Genomic DNA, 20,795 nt, shown 5'->3' with positions numbered 1-20,795 from the left:
GTGCGAAGGTTCAGACGAAGTGCTTCTACAGCACCGCATATCGCAAGGCGATCAGAAGCTTTTCACCCTTGCTCACCAGACGCTTGGAAATCGCAGGATCGACGAGGTCGGCATCGGAGAGGGCTCGCATGCGATCAAAATCGCGACGATAAACCTCCATCATGATGCGTGCCGGTCGCATCTTACGGTAGTTGCAGTCAGCCAGGGCCTGCTTGGCTCGTGCAAAAGCATGGTCCGCCTGGAGCGCGAGGTCCCGCCACAGCGCAGGATAGGCGGGATGACCGGTGATCGCCGGGGCTGAATGGACAGCAATGCCATGATGGTCGAGAAGTTCCTTCGGCAGATAGAGCCTGCCCCGGTCGGCATCCTCCTGGACGTCGCGCAGGATGTTCGTGAGCTGCAGCGCCCGGCCCAGGGCATCGGCCACCTTGCGGCCGCGCGCGTTCGGCTCTCCGAAGATATGCACGCAGAGCCTTCCCACAGCACAAGCAACCCTGTCGCAATACAGATCAAGCTCGGCCTGGGGAGGAGCGAAGATCGGGGCGCCGGCATCCATTTCCATGCCGTCGATCACGGCATCAAAATCGACACGTTGCAGATCATAGAGGCGGATGGGGTCGGCAAGGGCGCGCGCCAGGGGGTGATGCAAAGCGCGACCGGTGAACAGGGCATCGATCTCCGTCCGCCAACGATTGAGACCGGCCCGCTTCTCCATCAACGGGGCCTCCTCGTCGGCGATATCGTCGACATCGCGACAGAAGGCATAGACAGCAAAGATGGCTTCGCGCTTCTGCCGCGGCAGAATCCGCATCGCCCAAAAGAACGAGGAGGAGGCGTTGCGCACGACCGCCTCGACCTCCGCACGATTGACGATGTCCGGTTCGGCGATGTCTATCGAAGTTGGGCCCGCGGCTACCATCACAAATTCAGGACCGTCAGGCCTTGGCCTTAAGCTCGAATACGCGATGCTCCTGATCGATCGCCTTAAACACCTCGGCCACGATATGGCGAGCCTCGAGACCCGCGTCATCATACTGCTCGGTCGGAGAGCCATGGAGGATGAAGCGGTCGGGCAGGCACATAGGGCGAATCCGGGCGCCGCGATCCAGCAAATTGTTCATTGCGAGATATTGGAGGACGTGAGACCCAAAGCCGCCGATGGAGCCTTCCTCAATGGTGATCAAGACTTCGTGGTTCAACACGAGCCGCCTGATCAGGTCGGTGTCCAAAGGCTTCGCAAATCGCGCATCCGCAACCGTGGTCGACAGGCCTAGCGCCTTCAGTTCAGCAGCGGCCTTGCGGCACTCTGCCAGACGGCCCCCAAAGGAGAGCAGGGCAACCTTCGTCCCCTCCTCGAGAATCCGACCCTTGCCGATCGCCAGCGGAACGCCATGCTCAGGGATGTCGATGCCGATACCCTCGCCGCGGGGATAGCGGAATGCACTCGGGCGATCGTCGATCTCGGCGGCCGTTGCCACCATGTGGACCAGGTCGGCCTCATCAGCCGCGGCCATGACCACGAAGTCGGGCAGGCATGCCAGATAGGCCACGTCGTAGCTGCCAGCATGGGTCGGGCCGTCCTGGCCCACCAGGCCGGCGCGGTCGATGGCAAAGCGCACCGGCAAATGCTGCAGGGCGATGTCATGGACCACTTGGTCGAAGGCGCGTTGCAGAAAGGTCGAATAAATCGCCGTGAAGGGCTTCATTCCTTCGCTGGCGAGCCCGCCGGCGAAGGTCACCGCATGCTGCTCGGCAATGCCGACGTCGAAACAGCGTCTCGGGAAGCGCTCGGCGAATTTGTCGAGGCCGGTGCCGGCCGGCATGGCGGCCGTGATGGCGACGATGCGCTCGTCCTTCTCGGCCTCCTTGACCAGGGCATCCGCAAAGACCTGGGTATAGGTCGGGTGATTCGAGGCGACCTTCTTCAGCTCGAAGGTGACGGGATCGAACTTGCCGACTGCATGATATTTTTCGGAATGCGGCTTCGGGAAAGGATGACCCTTGCCCTTCTCGGTGACCACATGCAGCAGGATGGGGCCCAGAGTGTCCGCCTCGCGCACATTCTGCAGGATCGGAACCAGGGTATCAATGTCATGGCCGTCGACAGGGCCGACATAATAGAAGCCCAGCTCCTCGAAGAGCGTGCCGCCAAACACCATGCCGCGGGCATATTCATCCGCGCGCGCCGCCGCCGTCTGGAAGCTCTTGGGAAAGCGGCGGGCCAGTTGCTTGCCGATATCCCGCAAGGACAGGAAGGGCCGGGAGGAAATCAGCCAGGAGAGGTAATTCGTCAACGCTCCTACGGCCGGCGCAATCGACATGCCATTGTCGTTCAAGATGACAACAAGGCGCGAGTCCAGCGCGCCGGCATTGTTCATGGCCTCATAGGCCATGCCGGCACTCATGGCGCCATCGCCGATCACCGCGACGACATGATTGTCCTTCTCGGCCAAGTCACGGGCCACGGCCATGCCAAGCCCCGCGGAAATCGAGGTCGAGCTATGGGCGGTCCCGAAAGGATCATATTCGCTCTCGGCCCGCTTGGTGAATCCGTGCAACCCATCCTTCTGACGGATGCTGCGGATCTTCTCACGCCGCTGGGTCAGAATCTTGTGCGGATATGTCTGATGGCTGACGTCCCAAATGAGACGGTCTTCCGGCGTATTGAAGACATAATGGAGGGCTACCGTGAGCTCAATAACGCCCAGACCGGCCCCAAAATGGCCGCCCGTCGTCGATGCCGCGTCGATCGTCTCCGCACGCAACTCATCAGCCAATTGGCGAAGGTCACGCTTGTCGATCTTGCGCAGATCTTCCGGACAAGCAACCGTATCAAGAAGCGGTGTAACAGCCATTTCGCCTCAATCTTGTTCTGCGCGCCCCCAACGAAGTAGCCGTCCGACGCCGCAACAGCAAATGTATTGCCCCGCTTTGCAGATCCTGCTCCCTCCGACAAGACCTTAACATCCGCAGGAGCACCGGCAAAACGCTTTCCCTAGAATGCGTGTAAGGAAAGGGGGTTATGGGTTAACTCGGTTTGGATCTGTGACCTGATTGCCATAGTCGCGATCCAAACGATGCATTCGCCTGCACCCCATGCAGACTGCGCCCACTAGCGCGCCAGGAGCGCCTTGGCTACCCCTTTCGCGCCACAAGCAAGGAATTGCGGCTTGGTCAAAACGACGCGTTCCGCCAGGGGGTCGCGCCGGGACAGCTCGTCCACCAGCCGCCACGCCACCGCGACGATGACGGCTGACTCCATGGCGAGCCTTCGCGATCTCAGTCTGCCGGCGAGGCGGTCGGCCTCCAGCAGCAGACCGCGCGTTCCTTCCAGGCACTGGTCAAGAACGCGGCGCAGGCCAGGGCTCGATCTGGGTCGATCGAGCGCCTCGACGTGCTCGCCGGCAGAGCTCAACCAGTCAGTCGGCAGGTAGACCCGGTCGAGCGCCGCTCGGTCCTTGCCGCAATCCTGCAGGTGATTGATCACCTGGAGCGCATTGCAGAGCGCATCGGATGAGACATATCCGGCGCGATCCTCGCCATGCAGATCCAACAGAAACCGGCCCACGGGCGAGGCCGAGCGGTCGCAATAATCGATCAGTTCATCCCAGCTCTCATAGCGAAGCTTCACCGCATCCTGCTTGAAGGCCGAGATCAGATCGAGACAGTGACGGTCGGGGATGCCGGTCTCGTCCAACATGGCGCGCGCGGCAGCCGCCTTTTCGAGGCCTGGCTGTCGCGCAAGGGTGGGGTCGCGGAGGGCGCGGGCAAACAAATCCAAGCGATTGATCTTGTCGTCGGCAGCCAGAAGAGGGTCGTCGGCGATGTCGTCGATTGCCCGCGCAAATGCGTAATACCGGGCGACATGCGGCCGCAGCCGCGCTGGCAGCAACCAGGAGCCGACGGGAAAATTCTCGTCTGCGGCGCCTTTACCGGAAGGGGCTTCAATCGATGGTGCGATGGTATTCATTCCGGGGGAGGGATAGCCGGATCGGCTGCGGGGTGCAAATGGCATTGGCACATGCATGGCAAAACTGCCCGTTATCCGTCTCGTCGTGATCTTGCTTGCGACAAATAAGGTGATCTGCGGAAGGTTGGCCTTGGGCCAAAACGCCTCGAAATGGGCTGTCGCAACAGGACGGAGGAGAACACGGCAGCCTGATATATGAAGACTATGCTTGGGTGCAGACTTGACGGCAACGGGCGATCGGCAGGAAACTCCGGTCCGACGCCACCAATGTGAGGCCGTTCTCTAATTCCGACCGCAGCCGCCATATTGACCTCGCGCACGGCGCATGACGAGATCATGATCCTGTGCGCGCGCATGGGCTACAATCCGTAGCCGTCTCCTGCTTATCCGCCCCTTGCCTCGCCGAAGCCGTGCTTCGGTTTTTTCCGGATTAGCCAGGAGCCACCCCATGACCGTTCATTCCCGAAACCTCAATATTGACGAATTGCGCGCCCTCGACCATGCGCATCACATGCACCCCTTCACCGATCACAAATCGCTGCAGGCGGAAGGCGGTTCGCGGATCATCACCCATTCCGACCGGATCTATCTGTGGGACTCGGCCGGCAACAAGATGCTGGACGCCATGTCCGGGCTCTGGTGCGTCAATGTCGGCTATGGCCGCAAAAGCATCGCCCAAGCGGCCTATGACCAGATGCTGGAACTGCCCTATTACAACACGTTCTTCAAGACCGCGCATGTGCCGGCGATCGAGCTTGCCGCAAAGGTTGCGAGCCTGTTGCCGGAGCGGTTCAACAAGGTGTTCTTCGTGGGTTCAGGGTCTGAGGCCAATGACACCATCTATCGCCTCGTGCGCCACTACTTCAACGTGAAGGGGATGCCGTCGAAGAAGGCATTCATCGCCCGGCAGAACGCCTATCACGGCTCGACCGTGGTCTCGGCAAGCCTCGGCGGGATGGCGGGAATGCATGGCCAGGGCGACCTGCCGCTGCCGGGCATCCACCACGTCATGCAGCCTTATTGGTACGATCTCGGCGGGGAGCTGTCGCCGGAGGAATTCGGGCTGAAGGCTGCGCAGGCGGTCGAGGACAAGATCCTCGAATTGGGCGCGGAAAACGTCGCAGCCTTTATCGGCGAGCCGATCCAGGGTGCGGGCGGCGTCATCATCCCACCCTCGACCTATTGGCCGGAAATCAATCGCATCTGCAAAAAATACGGCGTTCTGCTGATCGCGGACGAGGTGATCTGCGGCTTCGGCCGGACGGGGGAATGGTTCGGGCTCGACACCTTCGGAATCGAGGCCGACATCGTCCCTATGGCCAAGGGGCTCTCCTCAGGCTATCTGCCCATTGGAGCCGTCGCCATCTCCGACGAGATCGCCGACTATCTCTATGAGTATGGCGGCGAATTCTATCATGGCTACACCTATTCAGGGCATCCCGCCGCTTGCGCGGTGGCGCTGGAGAATATCCGCATTCTGGAAGAGGAAAAGCTCGTCGAACGGGTGCAGAAGCTCGCTCCCTATTTCAACGAAAAGCTCAAGACGCTCGCCGACCATCCCATCGTCGGCGAGGTGCGGTCCGTGGGACTGATCGGTGCGGTCGAACTCACGCGCGACAAGGCCACCCGGAGCCGTTTCGACAAGCCCGGCCGGGTCGGCCTGATCTGTCGCGACCACTGCTTCCAGAACAATCTCATCATGCGCTCTTGTTACGACACCATGGTCGCCGCGCCGCCCTTCGTCATCACTGAGGCAGAAATCGATGAAATGGTGAGGCTGGCGCGTCTTGCCTTCGATCTCACCTACGCAGATGTGAGCAAGGAAATGGCATAAATCCCATCTGGCTACGAATTGAGCATTGATGCCGAAGCCAAGGCATTGAATACTCGGATTCAGAGCCTTCGGCGCCGAAGGCGCCCCCAGCCAGGAGATTGATCTGCCATGGTCGTTCGGAAATCGCGCTTGCGTCCCTCTCGCCGCTCGTTCCTTGCCGGCACCGCCATTATGGCTGCCGGACTGACTTTCGGCAGCCGCGGTGCTTTTTCCGAGGAAGAGAAGGCACTGACCCTCTATAACTGGGACACCTATATCGGCCCCGACACCCTCTCTGATTTCAACGACGCGAGCGGCATCGAGGTCAAGATGGACCTCTTCGCCGACAATGATGAGCTGTTCGCGAAGCTGAAGGGGGGCAACCCCGGATATGACGTGATCGTGCCGACCAATGACTATGTCGAGCGCATGATCGCTGCCAACATGCTGATGCAGCTCGATCTCGACAAGATCCCTAATTTCACCAATCTCGAGAAGCGCTTCCAGGATGCCGAGTTTGACCCCGGCCGTAAATACTCGCTGCCGTATATGTGGGGGACAGTCGGCATCGGCTACAGCAAGAAGGATGTGAAGTCAGCACCTGTCAGCTGGAAGCCTCTGTTCGATTCGGACGAATATGCCGGGCGCATCTCCCTGCTCGGCGATGCCCAGAATGTGATCCAGCCAGCGCTCAAATATCTTGGCTTTTCCCTCAACACGAAAGACCCGGCCCAGATCAAGCAGGCGGAGGAACTGATCATCGCGCAGAAGCCCAGGATCAAAGTCTTTGCCGACGATAACGGCCAGGATCTGCTGGCCTCCGGGGAAGTCGTCATGTGCGAGGAGTGGAATGGGGACATCCTGCAGGTGATGGGCGAAGACGACAATCTCGATTATGCGCTACCCAAGGAGGGGGGACTGCTCTGGCAGGATTGCGTGGCGATCCCAAGCGGTGCGCCACACCCGCAGAATGCGCATGCCTTCCTCAACTTCATCAACGAGCCCAAGGTCAATGCGGCGATCGCTGAAGCCATTCAGTTTGCAACGCCGAACGCTGCCGCAAAGAAGCTGATGCCGGAGAGCTATACGGGAAATCCGGCGATCTTCCCATCTGAGGAGGCGCTGGCGAAATGCGAGGCGGGGCTCTATCTCGGGGAGGATATCACCAGGCTTTATGATGAGGCGTGGACGCGCATCAACGCCGCCTGACATCCCTGGGGTCATTCGGAGGCGTCTCGGGCAAAGGATGCAACGCAGATCCTGCACGGCTGGCGGGGTGAGGTCCCGGATCTGCGCTGAGCTTCGGCCGGGATGACAGTTGATTAGGATGCGGGGAGTAGACAGCAGATCATGGAAAGCTGGAGGCGCAATCCCTGGGTCTTCGCCGTGCTGGCGCTACCCGGCAGCTTCTGGCTTCTGGTTTTCTTCCTGGTTCCGCTCGCCATCGTCTGGACCCTTTCCTTCGGCGAGAAGACCTCGATCGTTGATATCGCGGTCACCTGGACCACGCAAAACTATGCCCGGGCGCTCGAGCCCATCTATCTTGAGATCATCTGGAAATCCGTATGGATCAGCGCGTTTGCGACCGCGCTGTGTCTGGCCATCGCCTATCCCATCGCCTTCCTGATCTCGTTCCTGCCGCCGCGGCTCAAGACCCTGCTCATGCTGGCCGTGATCCTGCCGTTCTGGATCAACATGCTGATCCGCACCTATGCGCTCATCGCCGTGTTCCGACGCAACGGATACGTGAATTTTGTGCTGGAATGGCTGTGGACGATCGGCAACTCGGTGCTCGGAGCCGTTGGTCTCGGTTCCTACCAGCTCCTTGGGTCGAGCTTCGAGCCGGTGCCGATGCTCTACAACACCTTCGCGCTCATGGTGGGGCTCGTCTACGTCTTCCTGCCCTTCATGGTGCTCCCGCTCTATGCCACCATCGAACGCCTCGACAAATCCTATCTCGAAGCCAGCCTCGATCTCGGCGCCAGCCAGTTCCGCACCTTTTTCTCCGTGACCTTGCCTTTGACCATGCCCGGTGTGGTCTCCGGCATCATTCTGGTTTTCATTCCCTGCCTGGGAAGCTTTCTCATTCCGGACCTGCTCGGCGGAACCAATGCGCAGATGATCGGCAATGTCATCACGCGGCAGTTCAAGGAAGCCAATGACTGGCCGTTCGGCAGCGCGTTGTCCTTCCTCTTGATGTATGTGACTTTCCTCGCGCTGGCGCTTCGCTCGCTGTTCGCGGGCCGGGGCGAGAGGGAGGCAGTGTAACCCATGGCCTCCCCTGTGCTCTATAGCAGTGCCGAAGCGGAGGTGATCGCCGTCCAGGAGGCGGAGCGGTCGCGCAGCCCTGTCGGCCCGCTCGAATTTCACCGGCGTAAATGGCTGTGGGCCATCGCCGGCGCGACGCTCCTGTTCCTGTATATTCCGCTCCTGTCGCTGATGGTGTTCTCCTTCAACAATTCGCGGCGGAACATCGTCTGGCAGGGCTTCACCACCGATTATTATGTGCGGGCCTGGAACAACGCCTCCCTGTTCGAAGCCTTTACCAACTCGCTTACCATCGCGATCATCGCAACTCTCGTTTCCACCGTGATCGGGTCCATGGTGGCGCTCATGCTGTGGCGTTTCCGGTTCCCGCTGAAACCGGTCTATGAGGGCTTCATGGCGCTGCCCATCGTGATCCCGGAAATCTGCATGGGGGTTGCCATGATGGCGTTCTTCTCGGCGATCTCCTGGCCCGCCGGAGGGCCGTGGCCGCTCAACCTTTCGGCGATCATCATCGCGCATATCGCCTTCTGCTTTCCGTTCGTCGCGATCGTGGTGCGCTCACGGCTCGTGGGCTTCAACCGCGAACTCGAAGAAGCCTCGAAGGATCTCGGCGCCAGCGAGTGGCAGACCTTTCGCTACGTCATCATCCCGTTCCTCAAGCCGGGCCTGGTGGCCGGCGCGCTCCTGGCCTTCACCCTATCGCTGGACGATTTCGTCATCACCTTCTTCACCTCAGGCCCGAATGCGATCACCTTTCCGGTGAAAATCTACTCCATGGTCCGGTTTTCCGTGACCCCGGAGGTCAATGCCGCGTCGACCATCCTCATCGTCATCACCGTGATCGCCACCATCTTCGCTGTGCGGCTGCAGTCGCCGGCCAAGACCGCTGCATGAAACCCAGGAGCCGGCCTTGAGCGATGCCATCATCTCGATCCGCCATCTCACCAAGGCCTTTCCGGGCGTGAAGGCGGTCGATGACGTCTCCTTCGACATCCGCCAGAACGAATTCTTTGCCTTGCTGGGACCATCGGGTTGCGGGAAGACCACCCTGCTGCGGATGATCGCCGGCCTCGAAATGCCAAGCTCCGGGCAGATCGTCATCGACGGACAAGACATGGCCCAGACGCCGCCCAACAAGCGGCCGGTCAACATGGTGTTCCAATCCTATGCGGTCTTCCCGCATATGACGGTCGCCGATAACGTAGCCTATGGATTGAAGGTGACGGGGATCGCCCGGTCCGAGATCGAGCCGCGGGTGACCGAGGCGCTCGCCATGGTGCAGCTCGGCCATCTCGGCCACCGCAAGCCTGACCAGCTTTCCGGCGGTCAACGGCAGCGGGTGGCACTGGCGCGCGCTTTGGTCAAGCGACCCAAGGTCCTGCTGCTGGACGAACCCCTGTCGGCGCTCGATGCCAAGCTCCGGGATCAGATGCGGCTTGAACTCACCCGGCTCCAACATATGGTCGGGATCACCTTCATCATCGTCACGCACGACCAGGACGAAGCGCTGTCCATGGCCAATCGAATCGCGGTCATGAATGCCGGAAAGGTCTCGCAGATCGCCACACCTGCAGAGCTTTACGAGCATCCCACCTCACGGTTCGTCGCCGATTTCATCGGCAAGGTGAACCTGTTCGAGGGGCGGGTGGCGGGGGAGGACGAAGGATTGACCTCCGTCGAGTGCCAAGCGCTTGGCTCCGTCAGGCTCGGCCAAGCCAAGGGCATGACGGGAGAGGTTGTGATCGCAGTTCGTCCGGAAAAGCTCATCGTCTCCCGCGAAAGGCCACAGGGCGATGTCATAATGGTCAATGGCCGGGTGCGGGACGTCGCCTATTTCGGCAATACAAGCCACATCTTTCTTGTTACGGAAGGGGGGCATGAGGTGGCGGCGGATGTGCAGAATTCCTCTCAGCGGCTCGATTCCGGGTTCCGGGCGGGGACCCGATCTGGGCGTCGTGGAGCGCGGAGGACACCCTCGTGCTGAAGGAATAAGGGCCGTGCCACAGTAGCGAGTCCTTTCCGCTTAAAGTATTCCTCGGCGACCGCTCGCGCGCTGGTCCGCGATTGCGCGGCAGAGACATCATGGAGAACGACAGATGGCCGAAGACGGGAATGAAGCGGTTCCGGGGGATGACGCCTTCCGGCGCACGAGCCTGCTCGGCACGGTACTGGAGCCATCCTATTCGGGCGCGCAATCCTTCATGCGGCGGAAATATACCCGTGACCTGGCGGGCGTCGACATCGCCGTCAGCGGCATTCCCTTTGACCAGGCGGTCACCAACCGCCCCGGCACCCGCTTCGGGCCCGAGGCGATCCGACGTGCATCTGCCCAGCATGCCTGGGGCGCCGTCTGGCCCTGGTTCTTCGATCCCTTCGACACGCTCGCCGTGATCGATTACGGCGACTGCTGGTTCGACTGGGGCAAGAAGGAGGATGTAACGCATACCATCGAGGCGCATGCGCAGACGATCCTCGCAGAGGGTGTCGAGATGCTCACCTTCGGCGGCGATCACTATATCAGCTATCCGCTGCTGAAGGCGCATGCCGCCAAGCACGGGCCACTGGCGCTCATCCAGTTCGACGCCCATCGTGACGTCGAGCCCGATCCCGGCGGCCGGATCGATCACGGCACCATGTTCAGCTATGCCATCCGCGACGGCATCATAGACCCTTCCCGTTCGGTGCAACTCGGCATCCGGACCACCTATCACGGAGAGCAGACGCATGGGATCAAGATCATCTATGCGGATACGGTCCATGAGCAGGACCCACAGACCGTCGCCGACATGATTTCCGCGCATGTGGGACCGGGGCCCGCCTATCTCAGCTTCGACATCGATTTCCTCGATCCGGCCTTTGCGCCAGGCACGGGGACGCCGGTCCCCGGGGGCCTGTCAACTTTCCAGGCGCTGTCCATCCTGCGCCGTCTGAAAAACGTGAATTTTGTGGGGGCCGATCTGGTGGAGGTGTCGCCTCCCTTCGACACCTCCGAGATCACCGCCAATGCGGCCGCGATGATCGCTCTGGAGTATCTGTGTCTGCGGGCCTATCAGCGCGGGGCTCGCGGTCAGGCGCTGGAAGGGTAGGCGGCTGACTTTTCGCCAACCACGCCATTATCCCAGTGCGTCGCGCAGGCGATACCACGCCATGGCAAGAACCAGCAACGGCATGCGGATGGGACCGCCGGGAAAGGCCTGATGCTCGATTTTCGCCATGACATCGAACCGCCCGGCCTGGCCGGTGATGGCCTCGGCCAGCACGCGCCCGCAAGCAACACCGACTGCAACGCCCTGGCCTGAGAAACCGTGGGCATAATAGACCGTCTGCTCCAACCGTCCGATATCGGGCATGCGGTTGGCGGTGATGTCGATATAGCCGCTCCAGCCATATTCGATGCGCACATCCGCCAGTTGCGGAAAGACCCGCATCATGCGCGGCCGGATCGACTTGCCGACATCCTTAGGAAGTGCACCGGAATAGCTGCAGCGGCCGCCGAACAGCAGACGCTGGTCTCCCGTGAGGCGGAAGTAGTCGAGGATGAAGTTTGTATCCGCCACCGCCTCATTGTCGCGGATCAAGGCGCGTGCCCGGTTCTCGCCGAGAGGCTCAGTCGTGACCACGAAGGAGCCCACGGGCATGATGGCCCGATAGAGTTTTGGGATCAGGCGGCCAAGATAGGCATTTCCCGCCACGACAATGAAGCGGGGGGTGACAGACCCCGCGGCCGTCGTCACCTTGGGCCGCGAACCGCCCTCAACCTTCGTGGCGCGGGAGCGCTCATGGATCGTCACCCCAACTCTCTCGCAGACCGCCGCCATCCCCAAGCAATAATTCAGCGGATGAAAATGCCCGGCACGCTCCTCGCGCAATGCGCCCTTGTAGAGGGTGGTGCCGAGCCGCTCTTCGACGGACCGCTTGCTGATGATACGAGTATCCTCGTAGCCATAGGCGGCGAATTCCTCCTGCATTTCCTTCAAAGCGTCCAAATCGCCGGCCTTGGGAGCGACATGGAGGTAACCCCAGGTCAGATCGCAGTCGATCTTGTGCTCGGCGACATTGGTCGCGATGATCGTCTTTCCCTCCTCGGCGACATCGAAGCAGGCCTGTGCCTCAGTCCGGTCAAGCTGGGCTTCGAATTTGGCCATGCCGCTGGAGAAGCCGGTGCAGATCTGGCCGCCATTGCGACCGGAGGCGCCCCAACCGACCGTCTCCGCCTCGAGCACAATCACCTTCAGACCGCGCTTGGCCAGTTCGTGCGCCGCCGAAAGGCCGGTGAGACCCGCGCCGATCACGCAGACGTCGGCCACGTGCTCGCCGATGAGGGATGGACGCGACGCACGGGGATGTGCCGTCGCATGATAATACGTCGGAGGATCACCCATCGGAGCTTGCACGGCTGCGGCGGTCACGCGTTCCTCAGATACCACTCATAATCCAAAGGCTGGATCTGATAGTGGTAGTTCTCGCATTCGAAGCGCCGGGCAGTGGCGAAGGCTTCGGAATAGCGATCACCCAGATAATGGCGGATGACCTTGCCATTCTGGAAGTGATCGAGGGCCGACGACCAGCGCACAGGCATTTCCTGGGCGGGTTGGGAATAGGCATCGCCGACCACCGGATCCGGTGGCTCGATCTTGTTGACGATGCCGTGATGCATGCCGGCCAGCATGGCAGTCGCCACCAGGTAGGGATTGGCGTCGGCACCGGCCACACGGTGCTCGATGCGCGCGGATTTATCGTCCGTACCCGGCAGGCGCAGAGATACGGTGCGGTTGTCGCCCCCCCAATTGGCGCGCGTCGGAGCATAGGTTCCGGGCCGCAGTCGCCGATAGGAATTCGCGTTCGGAGCAAAAATGGCCATGGCCTCCGGCATTGTCTCCACCAGCCCGCCGATGGCAAAACGCATGAGATCGCTCACCGGACGGTTGATGCGATCGTCAACGGGACCTGCAAAGACGTTGCGGCCATCCTTATCCAAGAGGCTGGCATGGATGTGGAGGCCAGAGCCTGCGCTTTCGGCAAACGGCTTGGCCATGAAGGTCGCGACCAGCCCGTGGCGGCGACAGACCTGCTTGATGGCGCGCTCCAACAAGATTGCGTGATCGCAGGCCAGCAAAGCGTTGTCGCAATGGTGCAGGTTGATCTCGAACTGGCCGGCGGCATATTCCGATACGAAAGTCTCGGCAGGAAGTCCCTGGAGCTTGCAGGCCGCATGGATGTCGGACAGGAGATCCTCGAACTCATAAAGATCATCCACGCCATAGACATTGGTCTGATGCGCGCGGAAGGCGGAGGACGGTGACGCTGCGGGGCGATAGACGCCCTGGGCTGCCGCTTCCCCGTCGAGAATGTAAAATTCGTATTCGATGGCGATCACCGGTTTCAGCCCGATCTCCGCGAGTCGGTCCAATGTGCGCGACAGCACATGGCGGGGATCGGCGAAAAAGGGCGTTCCGTCGTCGTGATACATAGAGGCCAGCACCTGCGCCGTCGGGCGCTTGCTCCAAGGCACCGGGGCCAGCAAGCCCGGGACGGCATAGCAATAATAGTCCGGGTCGCCGTCACGCGTGCCGTAGTCATAGGTCAGAACATTTGCGCCGGTCGAATCGAGCAGGAAGATCGAACCAGGCAGGCGGACCCCGTCGTCGTCGTAAAGCTTGCCGAGGTAATTGCGTGCCAATTGCTTGCCGCGGAGGATGCCGTTCATGTCCGTGATCAGCATATCGACGGCGAGGATTTCCGGATGCGCCGCCAAAAACGTCTCCGCTTCGGTCGCGCCAGGACTATGTTTGAGCATGATACCCTAATTGAAATTTCCGCCGCGGACGGTGGTCGTGACAGCGACCGCCCGGCTCCATTCTTTAGATGCCGGTTCCTTTCGTCAAGCAACCGGCCTATCCTTCGCACAGAGCAGCCCAAATGTCGCGTCAGACCGGCAGCAGGGCCGATCACGGGGCTTCATCCAACAAGAGCTTTCTCCCATGCTTTCCGGAATGACGTTCGAAGAGTGGCTACGCGCGGAAAAGATCGACGAGGTCGAATGTCTCGTCGCCGACATGTCAGGCACCGCGCGAGGCAAGATCCTGCCAGCCACCAAATTCATCAAAGGATCCCACAGCAGAGGCCTGAGGGTGCCGGAGGAGGTGTTCAGTCTCACGGTGACCGGCCGCTATGTGTGGGAAACCGACGCCTTTGACGATGCGGCCATCGACATCTATCTCAAGCCCGACCTGGAGACGCTGCGGCCGGTCCCCTGGTATACGGAGCCCACGGCCGAGGTCATCTGCGACTGCTTCTATGTCGACGACCGGCCGGTGGAGATGGCGCCGCGCTACGTGCTGAAACGGGTGCTCGAGCTCTACAAGGAACGCGGCTGGAAGGCCATTGTCGCACCCGAACTGGAATTCTATCTGGTCAAGCGCAATCTGGATCCAGACTATCCGCTCGAGCCGCCCGTGGGACGGTCGGGCCGCAAGGAGGCCTATGGACAGGCCTATGGCATCGATGCCGCCAATGATTTCGACCCCATCGTGGAGGATATCTATGACTGGTGCGAGGCGCAGCACATCGATCTCGATACGCTGAGCCATGAGAGCGGACCCGCCCAGCTCGAGATCAACTTCAACCATGGCGATCCACTGCTGCTGGCCGACCAGGTGTTCCTGTTCAAGCGGACGGTGCGGCAGGCGGCGCTGAAACACGACATGTATGCGACCTTCATGGCCAAGCCGCATGAGAAGGAGCCGGGCTCCTCCATGCATCTTCACCAGTCGGTGATCGATATCGCGACAGGCCGCAACATCTTCGCCACGGAGACCGGTGAGCCATCGGAAGCCCTGCTCAACCACATTGGCGGCCTGCAGCGCTATATGGGCGCGGCGATGCCCTTCTGTGCGCCGAATGTGAATTCCTACCGCCGCCTGGTGCCGGATTCCGACGCACCCACCAATGTCCATTGGGGCACCGACAACCGCACCGTCAGCTTCCGCGTTCCCACAGCGGATGCCAACAATATGCGCGTCGAGAACCGGGTCCCGGGGGCTGACGCGAACCCGTATTTGGCCATCGCCGCCTCGCTCGCCTGCGGCTATCTCGGCATGATCGAAGAGCTCGAACCCACGGCGAAGGTCGAAGGCAGCGCCTATCGTTATGCGCATACCCTGCCGCTGCATCTGGAGGAAGCGCTGTCGAAGCTCAACTACACTAAGCCACTCAAGCAGGTGTTCGGGGAGCGGTTCGTGACTGCCTTCCAAGACGTGAAGGAATACGAGATGCAGCAATACCGGACGGTGATCTCGTCCTGGGAGCGAGAGTTCCTGCTGTTGAATGTGTGAACGGCATTGCCGTCATCCCGGCCGGAGCGAAGCGCGGAGCCGGGATCTCGTGCGGCAGGAACCCACCGGATCCCGAGGCTCGCAGCAGCGCAGCCCCGGGATGATCGCAGACGCGGAAAGCGGCCGCTGGCGTCACGCCGCCAGAGCGCGGTCAGGCTCCACATAATCATAGCCCAAGGCGGTCGCGACGGCCTCGTAGGTGACCTTTCCGCCGGCAACATTCAATCCGGCGAGCAGATGAGGATCGTCGGCAAGAGCCTGACGATGGCCCTTGTCCGCCAAAGCCACCACAAAGGGCAGGGTGACGTTGTTCAGCGCAAAGGTCGACGTGCGGGCGACGCCGCCCGGCATGTTCGCGACACAGTAATGGACCACGCCATCCACGATGTAGGTCGGATCCGCATGGGTCGTGGCATGCGAAGTCTCCGCGCAGCCGCCCTGGTCGATGGCCACATCGACGAGGACGGAGCCGGTCTTCATGCCGCTGATCATCTCGCGATTGATGAGCTTGGGGGCTGCTGCCCCGGGGATGAGCACCGCACCAACCACCAGATCAGCGGCCGCAACTTCGTCCTCGACGCTCCCGCGGCTCGAGAAGAGGGTCTTCACCCGAGCGCCGAAGCGGGCGTCGAGGGCCTGCATGGTCTCGGCGCTCTTCTCGAGGATCACCACGTCGGCGCCGGCCCCCGTCGCCATGACAGCGGCATGCTGGCCCACCATCCCGCCGCCGATAATGACGACCCGCGCAGGAGCGACACCCGGAACACCGCCGAGCAGGAGGCCCATTCCACCCTGGCGCTTCTCCAGGCAGTGAGCGCCAGCCTGGATCGACATCCGTCCCGCCACCTGGGACATGGGAGCCAGCAGCGGCAGACCGCCGCGCGGCCCGGTCACCGTTTCATAGGCGATGCAGATGGCACCACTGGCGACGAGATCGCGGGTCTGTTCGGGATCGGGCGCGAGATGAAGATAGGTAAACAGCACCTGGCCCGGCCGCAGCATCTTTCGTTCGACCGCCTGCGGCTCCTTCACCTTCACGATCATGTCGGAGCGGGCGAAGATCTCCGAGGCATCGACGACGATTTCCGCACCGGCCGCGGCATAGACCGCATCACTCGCCCCGATGCCTTCGCCGGCCGTCGCCTGAACCAGGACCTTGTGCCCGTGGTGGCAGACCTCACGGACGCTGGTAGGCGTCAAACCGACGCGAAACTCCTGATTCTTGATCTCCTTCGGCACACCAATCAACATGTTCTGTCTCCAAAAACCCCTTGTCACGGGCCGGGCAGGAGCTTGGATCGGGCGGCCGAGAAGCAGGCAGGCGATGTGATTCCAGCACCATCGTCATGCCATCGTCCCGATAGAGTACCGGCCGGCTCGCGTCATTGTGGTAGCTCCAAACCCGCGTGCGGTCCAGGGGTGGTATATGCTGCGCTGCGGCGGATCAGAGTTGCATCCAGGGTCATTTTGTGGCTCCTCAACGGGAATTCCATGGAGTTGCCACATGTCGAAGTTCCTCGATCTCCTCGCCTCGCGGCCATGGCTGCTGGCCGACGGGGCTACGGGCACCAACTACTTCCAAATGGGCCTGCAGTCGGGCGACGCCCCGGAGTTCTGGAATGTCGATCATCCCGATCGTGTCCGATCGCTGCACCGACAGTTCATCGAGGCCGGGGCGGATCTCATTCTGACCAATTCCTTTGGCGGCAATCGTTACCGCCTGAAGTTGCATGATGCGCAAAACAGGGTTCATGAGCTCAACAAGCGCGCAGCAGAGCTGGCTCGCGAAGAGGCAAATGCTGCCGGTCGTGTTGTGCTGGTGGCCGGGTCCATGGGACCCACGGGAGAAATCTTCGAGCCCGTGGGGCCCCTCTCCATTGCCGATGGAGCGGACGCGTTCGCTGAACAGGCAAGGGCTCTGGCGGAGGGCGGTGCAGACGTCTTGTGGATAGAGACGATCTCGTCGGAAGAGGAGCTCAAGGCGGCGATGGAAGGAGCTTCGCAGGCCGGACTGCCGATTGTGACCACCATGAGTTTCGATACCAATGGTCGAACCATGATGGGAATCACGCCTGCGGCTTTCGGCGCCATGACAGCCGCCTTGGACAAGCAGCCCGCGGGTATCGGCGCCAATTGCGGGACGGGTGCCGCTGAGCTGGTGGCAACCGTTCTCGGCATCACCGCCGCACGACCCGATGCGGTCGTCGTGGCCAAAGGCAATTGCGGCATACCCCAGTTCGTCGGTGGTCATATCCATTACAGCGGCACTCCCGAAATCATGGCGGATTATGCCTGCTTGGCGCTCGATGCAGGCGCACGCATCATCGGAGGCTGTTGTGGCACCGAGCCAAAGCATCTCGCGGCCATGCGCTCGGCCCTGGAGGCGCATAAGAAAGGCGACCGTCCCAGCGTCGAGGAGATCACCGCAAAGCTCGGCGAAGTCTCCGCCCTCGCTCATGGTGCAGCTCCCGCCCGGTCGGAAGCCAGCGAACGCCGCCGTCGCCGCGCACCGTCTTAAGAGAGGATGACGGAAAAGGCAGAGGGAACGCGCCGGGATCGATGAGGTTCGATCTCCTCGCACCCGAAACTGCTACATCACCCGCCGACTTATCCCCGCGCCTCCAGCGCGTGTCATACTGCGCTTGTCTTCGCCGCGTGGGGGGCTTGTCCGGACCGGCCGGCATGCGCGGAGATGCGGGGCTTTCTGTCATCCCGTGTAACGAACGGGAACAGGACAAGGCTCACGTCATATCGCGTTCTGCACGGCCATCCCTCACGGGGCGGACCGCTGGGTAGACCAGCTTAGGCATCGCGAAGAGGCGTCGGCTGGAACGGCACGCGTGGAGCGCCGATCGGTCGCTACATATACTAAAACCATACGCGTCCGCTCGGCGCTCCACGGCCCTCACAACCCGCATCGGTCACGATGGCGGCAGGCGCAGAGGCATGTCAGTGCGTTTTGGAGCGCCATGTCGATTTCGAGCGTGTTCCGGTCGCTGGGTGCGATGCATGGACCTGGGGACATGCCATAGCTGGAGCTGCGGTCGCGCCAGGAATGATTGCGGCAACGGGAGAAGAGGCGTCGGCCTTTCCAGCTGTTGTCGATAAGACAATTCTGCGGGTGTCCGCCTTGACGATTTGTGGAGAGTGGGATGAGCAACGAAGAAGAACTCGATCTCAATTCCTTGGACGATGATGAGCTCGTTCAGCAGATGCATGACGATCTCTATGACGGCCTCAAGGAGGAAATCGAGGTTGCCGTCAACATCCTGCTCGGGCGGGGTTGGACGCCCTATCGCGTCCTCACCGAGGCGCTGGTCGAGGGCATGCGCATCGTCGGGGTGGACTTTCGTGACGGCATCCTGTTCGTGCCGGAAGTTCTGCTTGCCGCCAATGCCATGAAGGCGGGAATGTTCATTCTCCGCCCGCTGCTGGCGGAGACAGGAGCGCCAAAGCAGGGAAAGATGGTGATCGGCACCGTCAAGGGCGATATCCACGACATCGGCAAGAACCTCGTCGGGATGATGATGGAGGGGGCGGGATTCGATGTGATCGATCTCGGAATCAACAACCCCGTCGAGAAGTATCTCGCGGCCATCGAGGAACATCAGCCGGATATTCTGGGCATGTCGGCGCTCCTGACGACAACCATGCCCTATATGAAAGTCGTCATCGATGCGCTGAAGGAGAAGGGCATCCGCGACGATTACATTGTGCTTGTGGGAGGCGCGCCGTTGAACGAGGAGTTCGCAACGGCGATCGGCGCTGATGCCTATTGCCGGGATGCGGCCGTGGCGGTCGAAACGGCGCGCGAGATGATCAAGCGCCGCCACAATGTGCGTGCCAGCGCCTGAGCCTTTCTCGCCGGCTTCGCCTTTAGACGACAACGCCGGATCCCACCGCGCGGCCGCCAAATGATCGGCTGCGAGGTATCCCCCCTTGTCAAACGGGCCGGCGCGTCAGCGGCCGGCCCCTAGATCTCATGGGTCGTCACGATACGTGACCGGTGATCGAGCTGGAGCTGGTGGCGTGGTAAATCAGTCCGTCATCGCTCTCAGCCGGCGGTTGCGGGACCGGGGTCGGTCCGCCGGCTGCCGGAGGATGATGGTTGCCGCGCAGCTCATCACCGATATTGGTGAGAGTATCGCCCGCAATTTTGGACGCATCGATTGGGATATGGACAATGGCATCCGCCACTTTTCCAACACCCGTGACCGCGCCACCCAATATACCCACAGCACCGCCGACAAGATTCGCTGCGATATTTGCTATTCCGTTAAAAGTATCTGCTATGAAACTCATTTCAAATCCTCGAATTATTATAGGAAAATAGAATTTCTTCTAATGGGTCGGAGAGAGAAAATTTTTTTGCTGTTGTATGAGTATTGCGACCTCCAGGAAGGAGGGGCCCGACATTGATAAAACGACGGCCTCCTCCCCAGATGTTGGCCTAAGTCTCCGACTCTGATCGTCGTTCCTATATCGCCGAAAGGGCAGGATTGCAACCCTAGAGTGTGTATCAGTTGATAAGGGCTTGTAGGTTGTCGAGGGACGGTAAAGAAAGGGCGAGCCCGATCCCTCAGACCCGGAGATCAGCCTCAATGATCGTGGAGATCTTGGCGATCATCGAGGCTTCGTGTCACATCATGTGGTCGCCGCTGTGGTAGATCATTCCGTCATTTTGATCGGCCGCTGGACCCGGACCATGATCCATGATGGGGGTCGGGGCAGGAGAGATCGCCGGGCCGTGGCCCGCTCCGGGTTGGGTTCCGGGATCAACGGCGAGCGGCGACGGCGTATAGGGGCCATCGTTACTGTGATTGTTGTTATGGTCATTGCCGTTACCCAAGCTCGATATGGTCTCGCCCGCATGCTTTACGAGATGGACGGGTACGTCGACGACTGCCTGGGCGACATGGCCAACGTCAACGACTGCCTCGCCAACAGCATTTGCGACACCGCCGAATATACTGCCGACAACTCCACCCACAGCACTGATCGCGCTTCCGATAAAGCTCATAACTTACTCCTCATGAAATTTTATGAAAATAATTCAAACTATAGTAAATTTTGTCCTCGATTTGTCACGCTCAGCATTTAAATATAGATGAATATAAACATCAGACCCTCGTTGCTCTAGTAAATAACTGACGTGTTCTGCAGAAAGAAAATGATGAACCAAATTACTGTGAGAGCCGGATTTTATCTCTGCAATATCATCGGATATTGTCATTGAAATCCAGGATAATTTGGTATTTGGGACGCGAATTAACTTGAGCTCTCTTCGGAGTCTTATTTGGGCAGAACTGCCATCCCACCGCCGTTCAGGGGCTTCAAACTCCTCGACTTCAAGTGTCCGGGCCGGCCGAGGTCGGTTCCGTTTGGAGAAAGTTTTCATCAGCGACCAGGC

At 60.8% G+C, this 20,795-nt stretch carries 17 protein-coding genes; 9 read left to right on the top strand and 8 right to left on the bottom strand.

The features are described from left to right. Nucleotides 1–25: 25 nt before the first annotated feature. The 3 genes from hpnD to hpnC form a co-directional block, all read right to left on the bottom strand. On the bottom strand, nucleotides 26–919 hold the full coding sequence (gene hpnD / locus FKM97_RS14235; protein ID WP_144293099.1) for a presqualene diphosphate synthase HpnD: 894 nt from the start codon (nucleotides 917–919) through the stop codon (nucleotides 26–28). Between the two features lie 16 nt (nucleotides 920–935). Next, nucleotides 936–2,855: a 1-deoxy-D-xylulose-5-phosphate synthase gene (gene dxs, locus FKM97_RS14230; protein WP_144293098.1), complete on the bottom strand. Its 1,920-nt coding sequence runs from the start codon at nucleotides 2,853–2,855 to the stop codon at nucleotides 936–938. 257 nt (nucleotides 2,856–3,112) lie between these two features. Further along, nucleotides 3,113–4,015, bottom strand: a complete 903-nt coding sequence (hpnC, locus tag FKM97_RS14225) for a squalene synthase HpnC (RefSeq protein WP_205015027.1) — start codon at nucleotides 4,013–4,015, stop codon at nucleotides 3,113–3,115. A 403-nt stretch (nucleotides 4,016–4,418) separates the two neighbouring features. On the opposite strand from hpnC, the gene FKM97_RS14220 reads away from it, so the two are divergent. The 6 genes from FKM97_RS14220 (at nucleotide 4,419) to speB (ending at nucleotide 11,137) form a co-directional block, all read left to right on the top strand. After that, the gene (locus FKM97_RS14220; RefSeq protein WP_144293097.1) at nucleotides 4,419–5,804 is read left to right on the top strand and encodes an aspartate aminotransferase family protein; all 1,386 of its coding nucleotides are present in this window, start codon (nucleotides 4,419–4,421) and stop codon (nucleotides 5,802–5,804) included. Between the two features lie 108 nt (nucleotides 5,805–5,912). Beyond that, complete coding sequence (locus tag FKM97_RS14215; RefSeq protein WP_144293096.1) at nucleotides 5,913–6,992, top strand: ABC transporter substrate-binding protein; 1,080 nt, start codon at nucleotides 5,913–5,915, stop codon at nucleotides 6,990–6,992. 141 nt (nucleotides 6,993–7,133) lie between these two features. Then, nucleotides 7,134–8,051: an ABC transporter permease gene (locus tag FKM97_RS14210; protein ID WP_144293095.1), complete on the top strand. Its 918-nt coding sequence runs from the start codon at nucleotides 7,134–7,136 to the stop codon at nucleotides 8,049–8,051. Between the two features lie 3 nt (nucleotides 8,052–8,054). Beyond that, entirely contained in the window at nucleotides 8,055–8,945 is an 891-nt protein-coding gene (locus FKM97_RS14205) for an ABC transporter permease (protein ID WP_144293094.1), read from the top strand. A 16-nt stretch (nucleotides 8,946–8,961) separates the two neighbouring features. Then, the gene (locus tag FKM97_RS14200) at nucleotides 8,962–10,035 is read left to right on the top strand and encodes an ABC transporter ATP-binding protein (RefSeq protein ID WP_144293093.1); all 1,074 of its coding nucleotides are present in this window, start codon (nucleotides 8,962–8,964) and stop codon (nucleotides 10,033–10,035) included. 112 nt (nucleotides 10,036–10,147) lie between these two features. Then, nucleotides 10,148–11,137: an agmatinase gene (gene speB / locus FKM97_RS14195; protein WP_144293092.1), complete on the top strand. Its 990-nt coding sequence runs from the start codon at nucleotides 10,148–10,150 to the stop codon at nucleotides 11,135–11,137. A 27-nt stretch (nucleotides 11,138–11,164) separates the two neighbouring features. Here the strand turns inward: speB and FKM97_RS14190 are convergent, their stop codons facing one another. After that, entirely contained in the window at nucleotides 11,165–12,460 is a 1,296-nt protein-coding gene (locus FKM97_RS14190) for an NAD(P)/FAD-dependent oxidoreductase (protein ID WP_205015025.1), read from the bottom strand. Then, the gene (locus FKM97_RS14185) at nucleotides 12,457–13,848 is read right to left on the bottom strand and encodes a glutamine synthetase family protein (RefSeq protein ID WP_144293091.1); all 1,392 of its coding nucleotides are present in this window, start codon (nucleotides 13,846–13,848) and stop codon (nucleotides 12,457–12,459) included. Before FKM97_RS14185 ends, FKM97_RS14190 begins: the two co-directional genes overlap by 4 nt. A gap of 184 nt (nucleotides 13,849–14,032) precedes the next feature. On the opposite strand from FKM97_RS14185, the gene FKM97_RS14180 reads away from it, so the two are divergent. After that, complete coding sequence (locus tag FKM97_RS14180; RefSeq protein WP_205015024.1) at nucleotides 14,033–15,385, top strand: glutamine synthetase family protein; 1,353 nt, start codon at nucleotides 14,033–14,035, stop codon at nucleotides 15,383–15,385. A 132-nt stretch (nucleotides 15,386–15,517) separates the two neighbouring features. Here the strand turns inward: FKM97_RS14180 and ald are convergent, their stop codons facing one another. After that, nucleotides 15,518–16,636 (bottom strand): alanine dehydrogenase, encoded by a 1,119-nt coding sequence (ald, locus tag FKM97_RS14175; RefSeq protein WP_144293090.1) that lies wholly within the window; start codon nucleotides 16,634–16,636, stop codon nucleotides 15,518–15,520. A 253-nt stretch (nucleotides 16,637–16,889) separates the two neighbouring features. Here ald and bmt point away from each other — a divergent pair, with 253 nt between their 5' ends. Beyond that, the gene (gene bmt, locus FKM97_RS14170) at nucleotides 16,890–17,903 is read left to right on the top strand and encodes a betaine--homocysteine S-methyltransferase (RefSeq protein ID WP_144293089.1); all 1,014 of its coding nucleotides are present in this window, start codon (nucleotides 16,890–16,892) and stop codon (nucleotides 17,901–17,903) included. Between the two features lie 634 nt (nucleotides 17,904–18,537). Then, nucleotides 18,538–19,239 (top strand): corrinoid protein, encoded by a 702-nt coding sequence (locus tag FKM97_RS14165; protein ID WP_144293088.1) that lies wholly within the window; start codon nucleotides 18,538–18,540, stop codon nucleotides 19,237–19,239. 136 nt (nucleotides 19,240–19,375) lie between these two features. Here the strand turns inward: FKM97_RS14165 and FKM97_RS14160 are convergent, their stop codons facing one another. Both FKM97_RS14160 and FKM97_RS14155 read right to left on the bottom strand, forming a co-directional pair. Continuing rightward, nucleotides 19,376–19,687, bottom strand: a complete 312-nt coding sequence (locus FKM97_RS14160; protein ID WP_144293087.1) for a hypothetical protein — start codon at nucleotides 19,685–19,687, stop codon at nucleotides 19,376–19,378. Between the two features lie 337 nt (nucleotides 19,688–20,024). Further along, nucleotides 20,025–20,405: a hypothetical protein gene (locus FKM97_RS14155; protein ID WP_144293086.1), complete on the bottom strand. Its 381-nt coding sequence runs from the start codon at nucleotides 20,403–20,405 to the stop codon at nucleotides 20,025–20,027. Nucleotides 20,406–20,795 lie beyond the last annotated feature (390 nt).

The organism is Rhodoligotrophos appendicifer (assembly GCF_007474605.1).
Taxonomy (GTDB): Bacteria; Pseudomonadota; Alphaproteobacteria; order Rhizobiales; family Im1; genus Rhodoligotrophos; species Rhodoligotrophos appendicifer.
Note: the sequence above shows the minus strand (reverse complement) of the source record. Positions and strands in the feature narration are given on the sequence as shown.

What these genes read in the sequence shown, in the direction of transcription:
- FKM97_RS14155 (WP_144293086.1), bottom strand. Translation starts at nt 20,405, where the DNA reads ATGAGCTTTATCGGAAGCGCGATCAGTGCTGTGGGTGGAGTTGTCGGC.
- FKM97_RS14165 (WP_144293088.1), top strand. Translation starts at nt 18,538, where the DNA reads ATGAGCAACGAAGAAGAACTCGATCTCAATTCCTTGGACGATGATGAG.
- speB (WP_144293092.1), top strand. Translation starts at nt 10,148, where the DNA reads ATGGCCGAAGACGGGAATGAAGCGGTTCCGGGGGATGACGCCTTCCGG.
- FKM97_RS14220 (WP_144293097.1), top strand. Translation starts at nt 4,419, where the DNA reads ATGACCGTTCATTCCCGAAACCTCAATATTGACGAATTGCGCGCCCTC.
- FKM97_RS14215 (WP_144293096.1), top strand. Translation starts at nt 5,913, where the DNA reads ATGGTCGTTCGGAAATCGCGCTTGCGTCCCTCTCGCCGCTCGTTCCTT.
- FKM97_RS14160 (WP_144293087.1), bottom strand. Translation starts at nt 19,687, where the DNA reads ATGAGTTTCATAGCAGATACTTTTAACGGAATAGCAAATATCGCAGCG.
- FKM97_RS14185 (WP_144293091.1), bottom strand. Translation starts at nt 13,848, where the DNA reads ATGCTCAAACATAGTCCTGGCGCGACCGAAGCGGAGACGTTTTTGGCG.
- FKM97_RS14180 (WP_205015024.1), top strand. Translation starts at nt 14,033, where the DNA reads ATGCTTTCCGGAATGACGTTCGAAGAGTGGCTACGCGCGGAAAAGATC.
- FKM97_RS14210 (WP_144293095.1), top strand. Translation starts at nt 7,134, where the DNA reads ATGGAAAGCTGGAGGCGCAATCCCTGGGTCTTCGCCGTGCTGGCGCTA.
- hpnD (WP_144293099.1), bottom strand. Translation starts at nt 919, where the DNA reads ATGGTAGCCGCGGGCCCAACTTCGATAGACATCGCCGAACCGGACATC.
- ald (WP_144293090.1), bottom strand. Translation starts at nt 16,636, where the DNA reads ATGTTGATTGGTGTGCCGAAGGAGATCAAGAATCAGGAGTTTCGCGTC.
- hpnC (WP_205015027.1), bottom strand. Translation starts at nt 4,015, where the DNA reads ATGCCATTTGCACCCCGCAGCCGATCCGGCTATCCCTCCCCCGGAATG.
- dxs (WP_144293098.1), bottom strand. Translation starts at nt 2,855, where the DNA reads ATGGCTGTTACACCGCTTCTTGATACGGTTGCTTGTCCGGAAGATCTG.
- FKM97_RS14205 (WP_144293094.1), top strand. Translation starts at nt 8,055, where the DNA reads ATGGCCTCCCCTGTGCTCTATAGCAGTGCCGAAGCGGAGGTGATCGCC.
- bmt (WP_144293089.1), top strand. Translation starts at nt 16,890, where the DNA reads ATGTCGAAGTTCCTCGATCTCCTCGCCTCGCGGCCATGGCTGCTGGCC.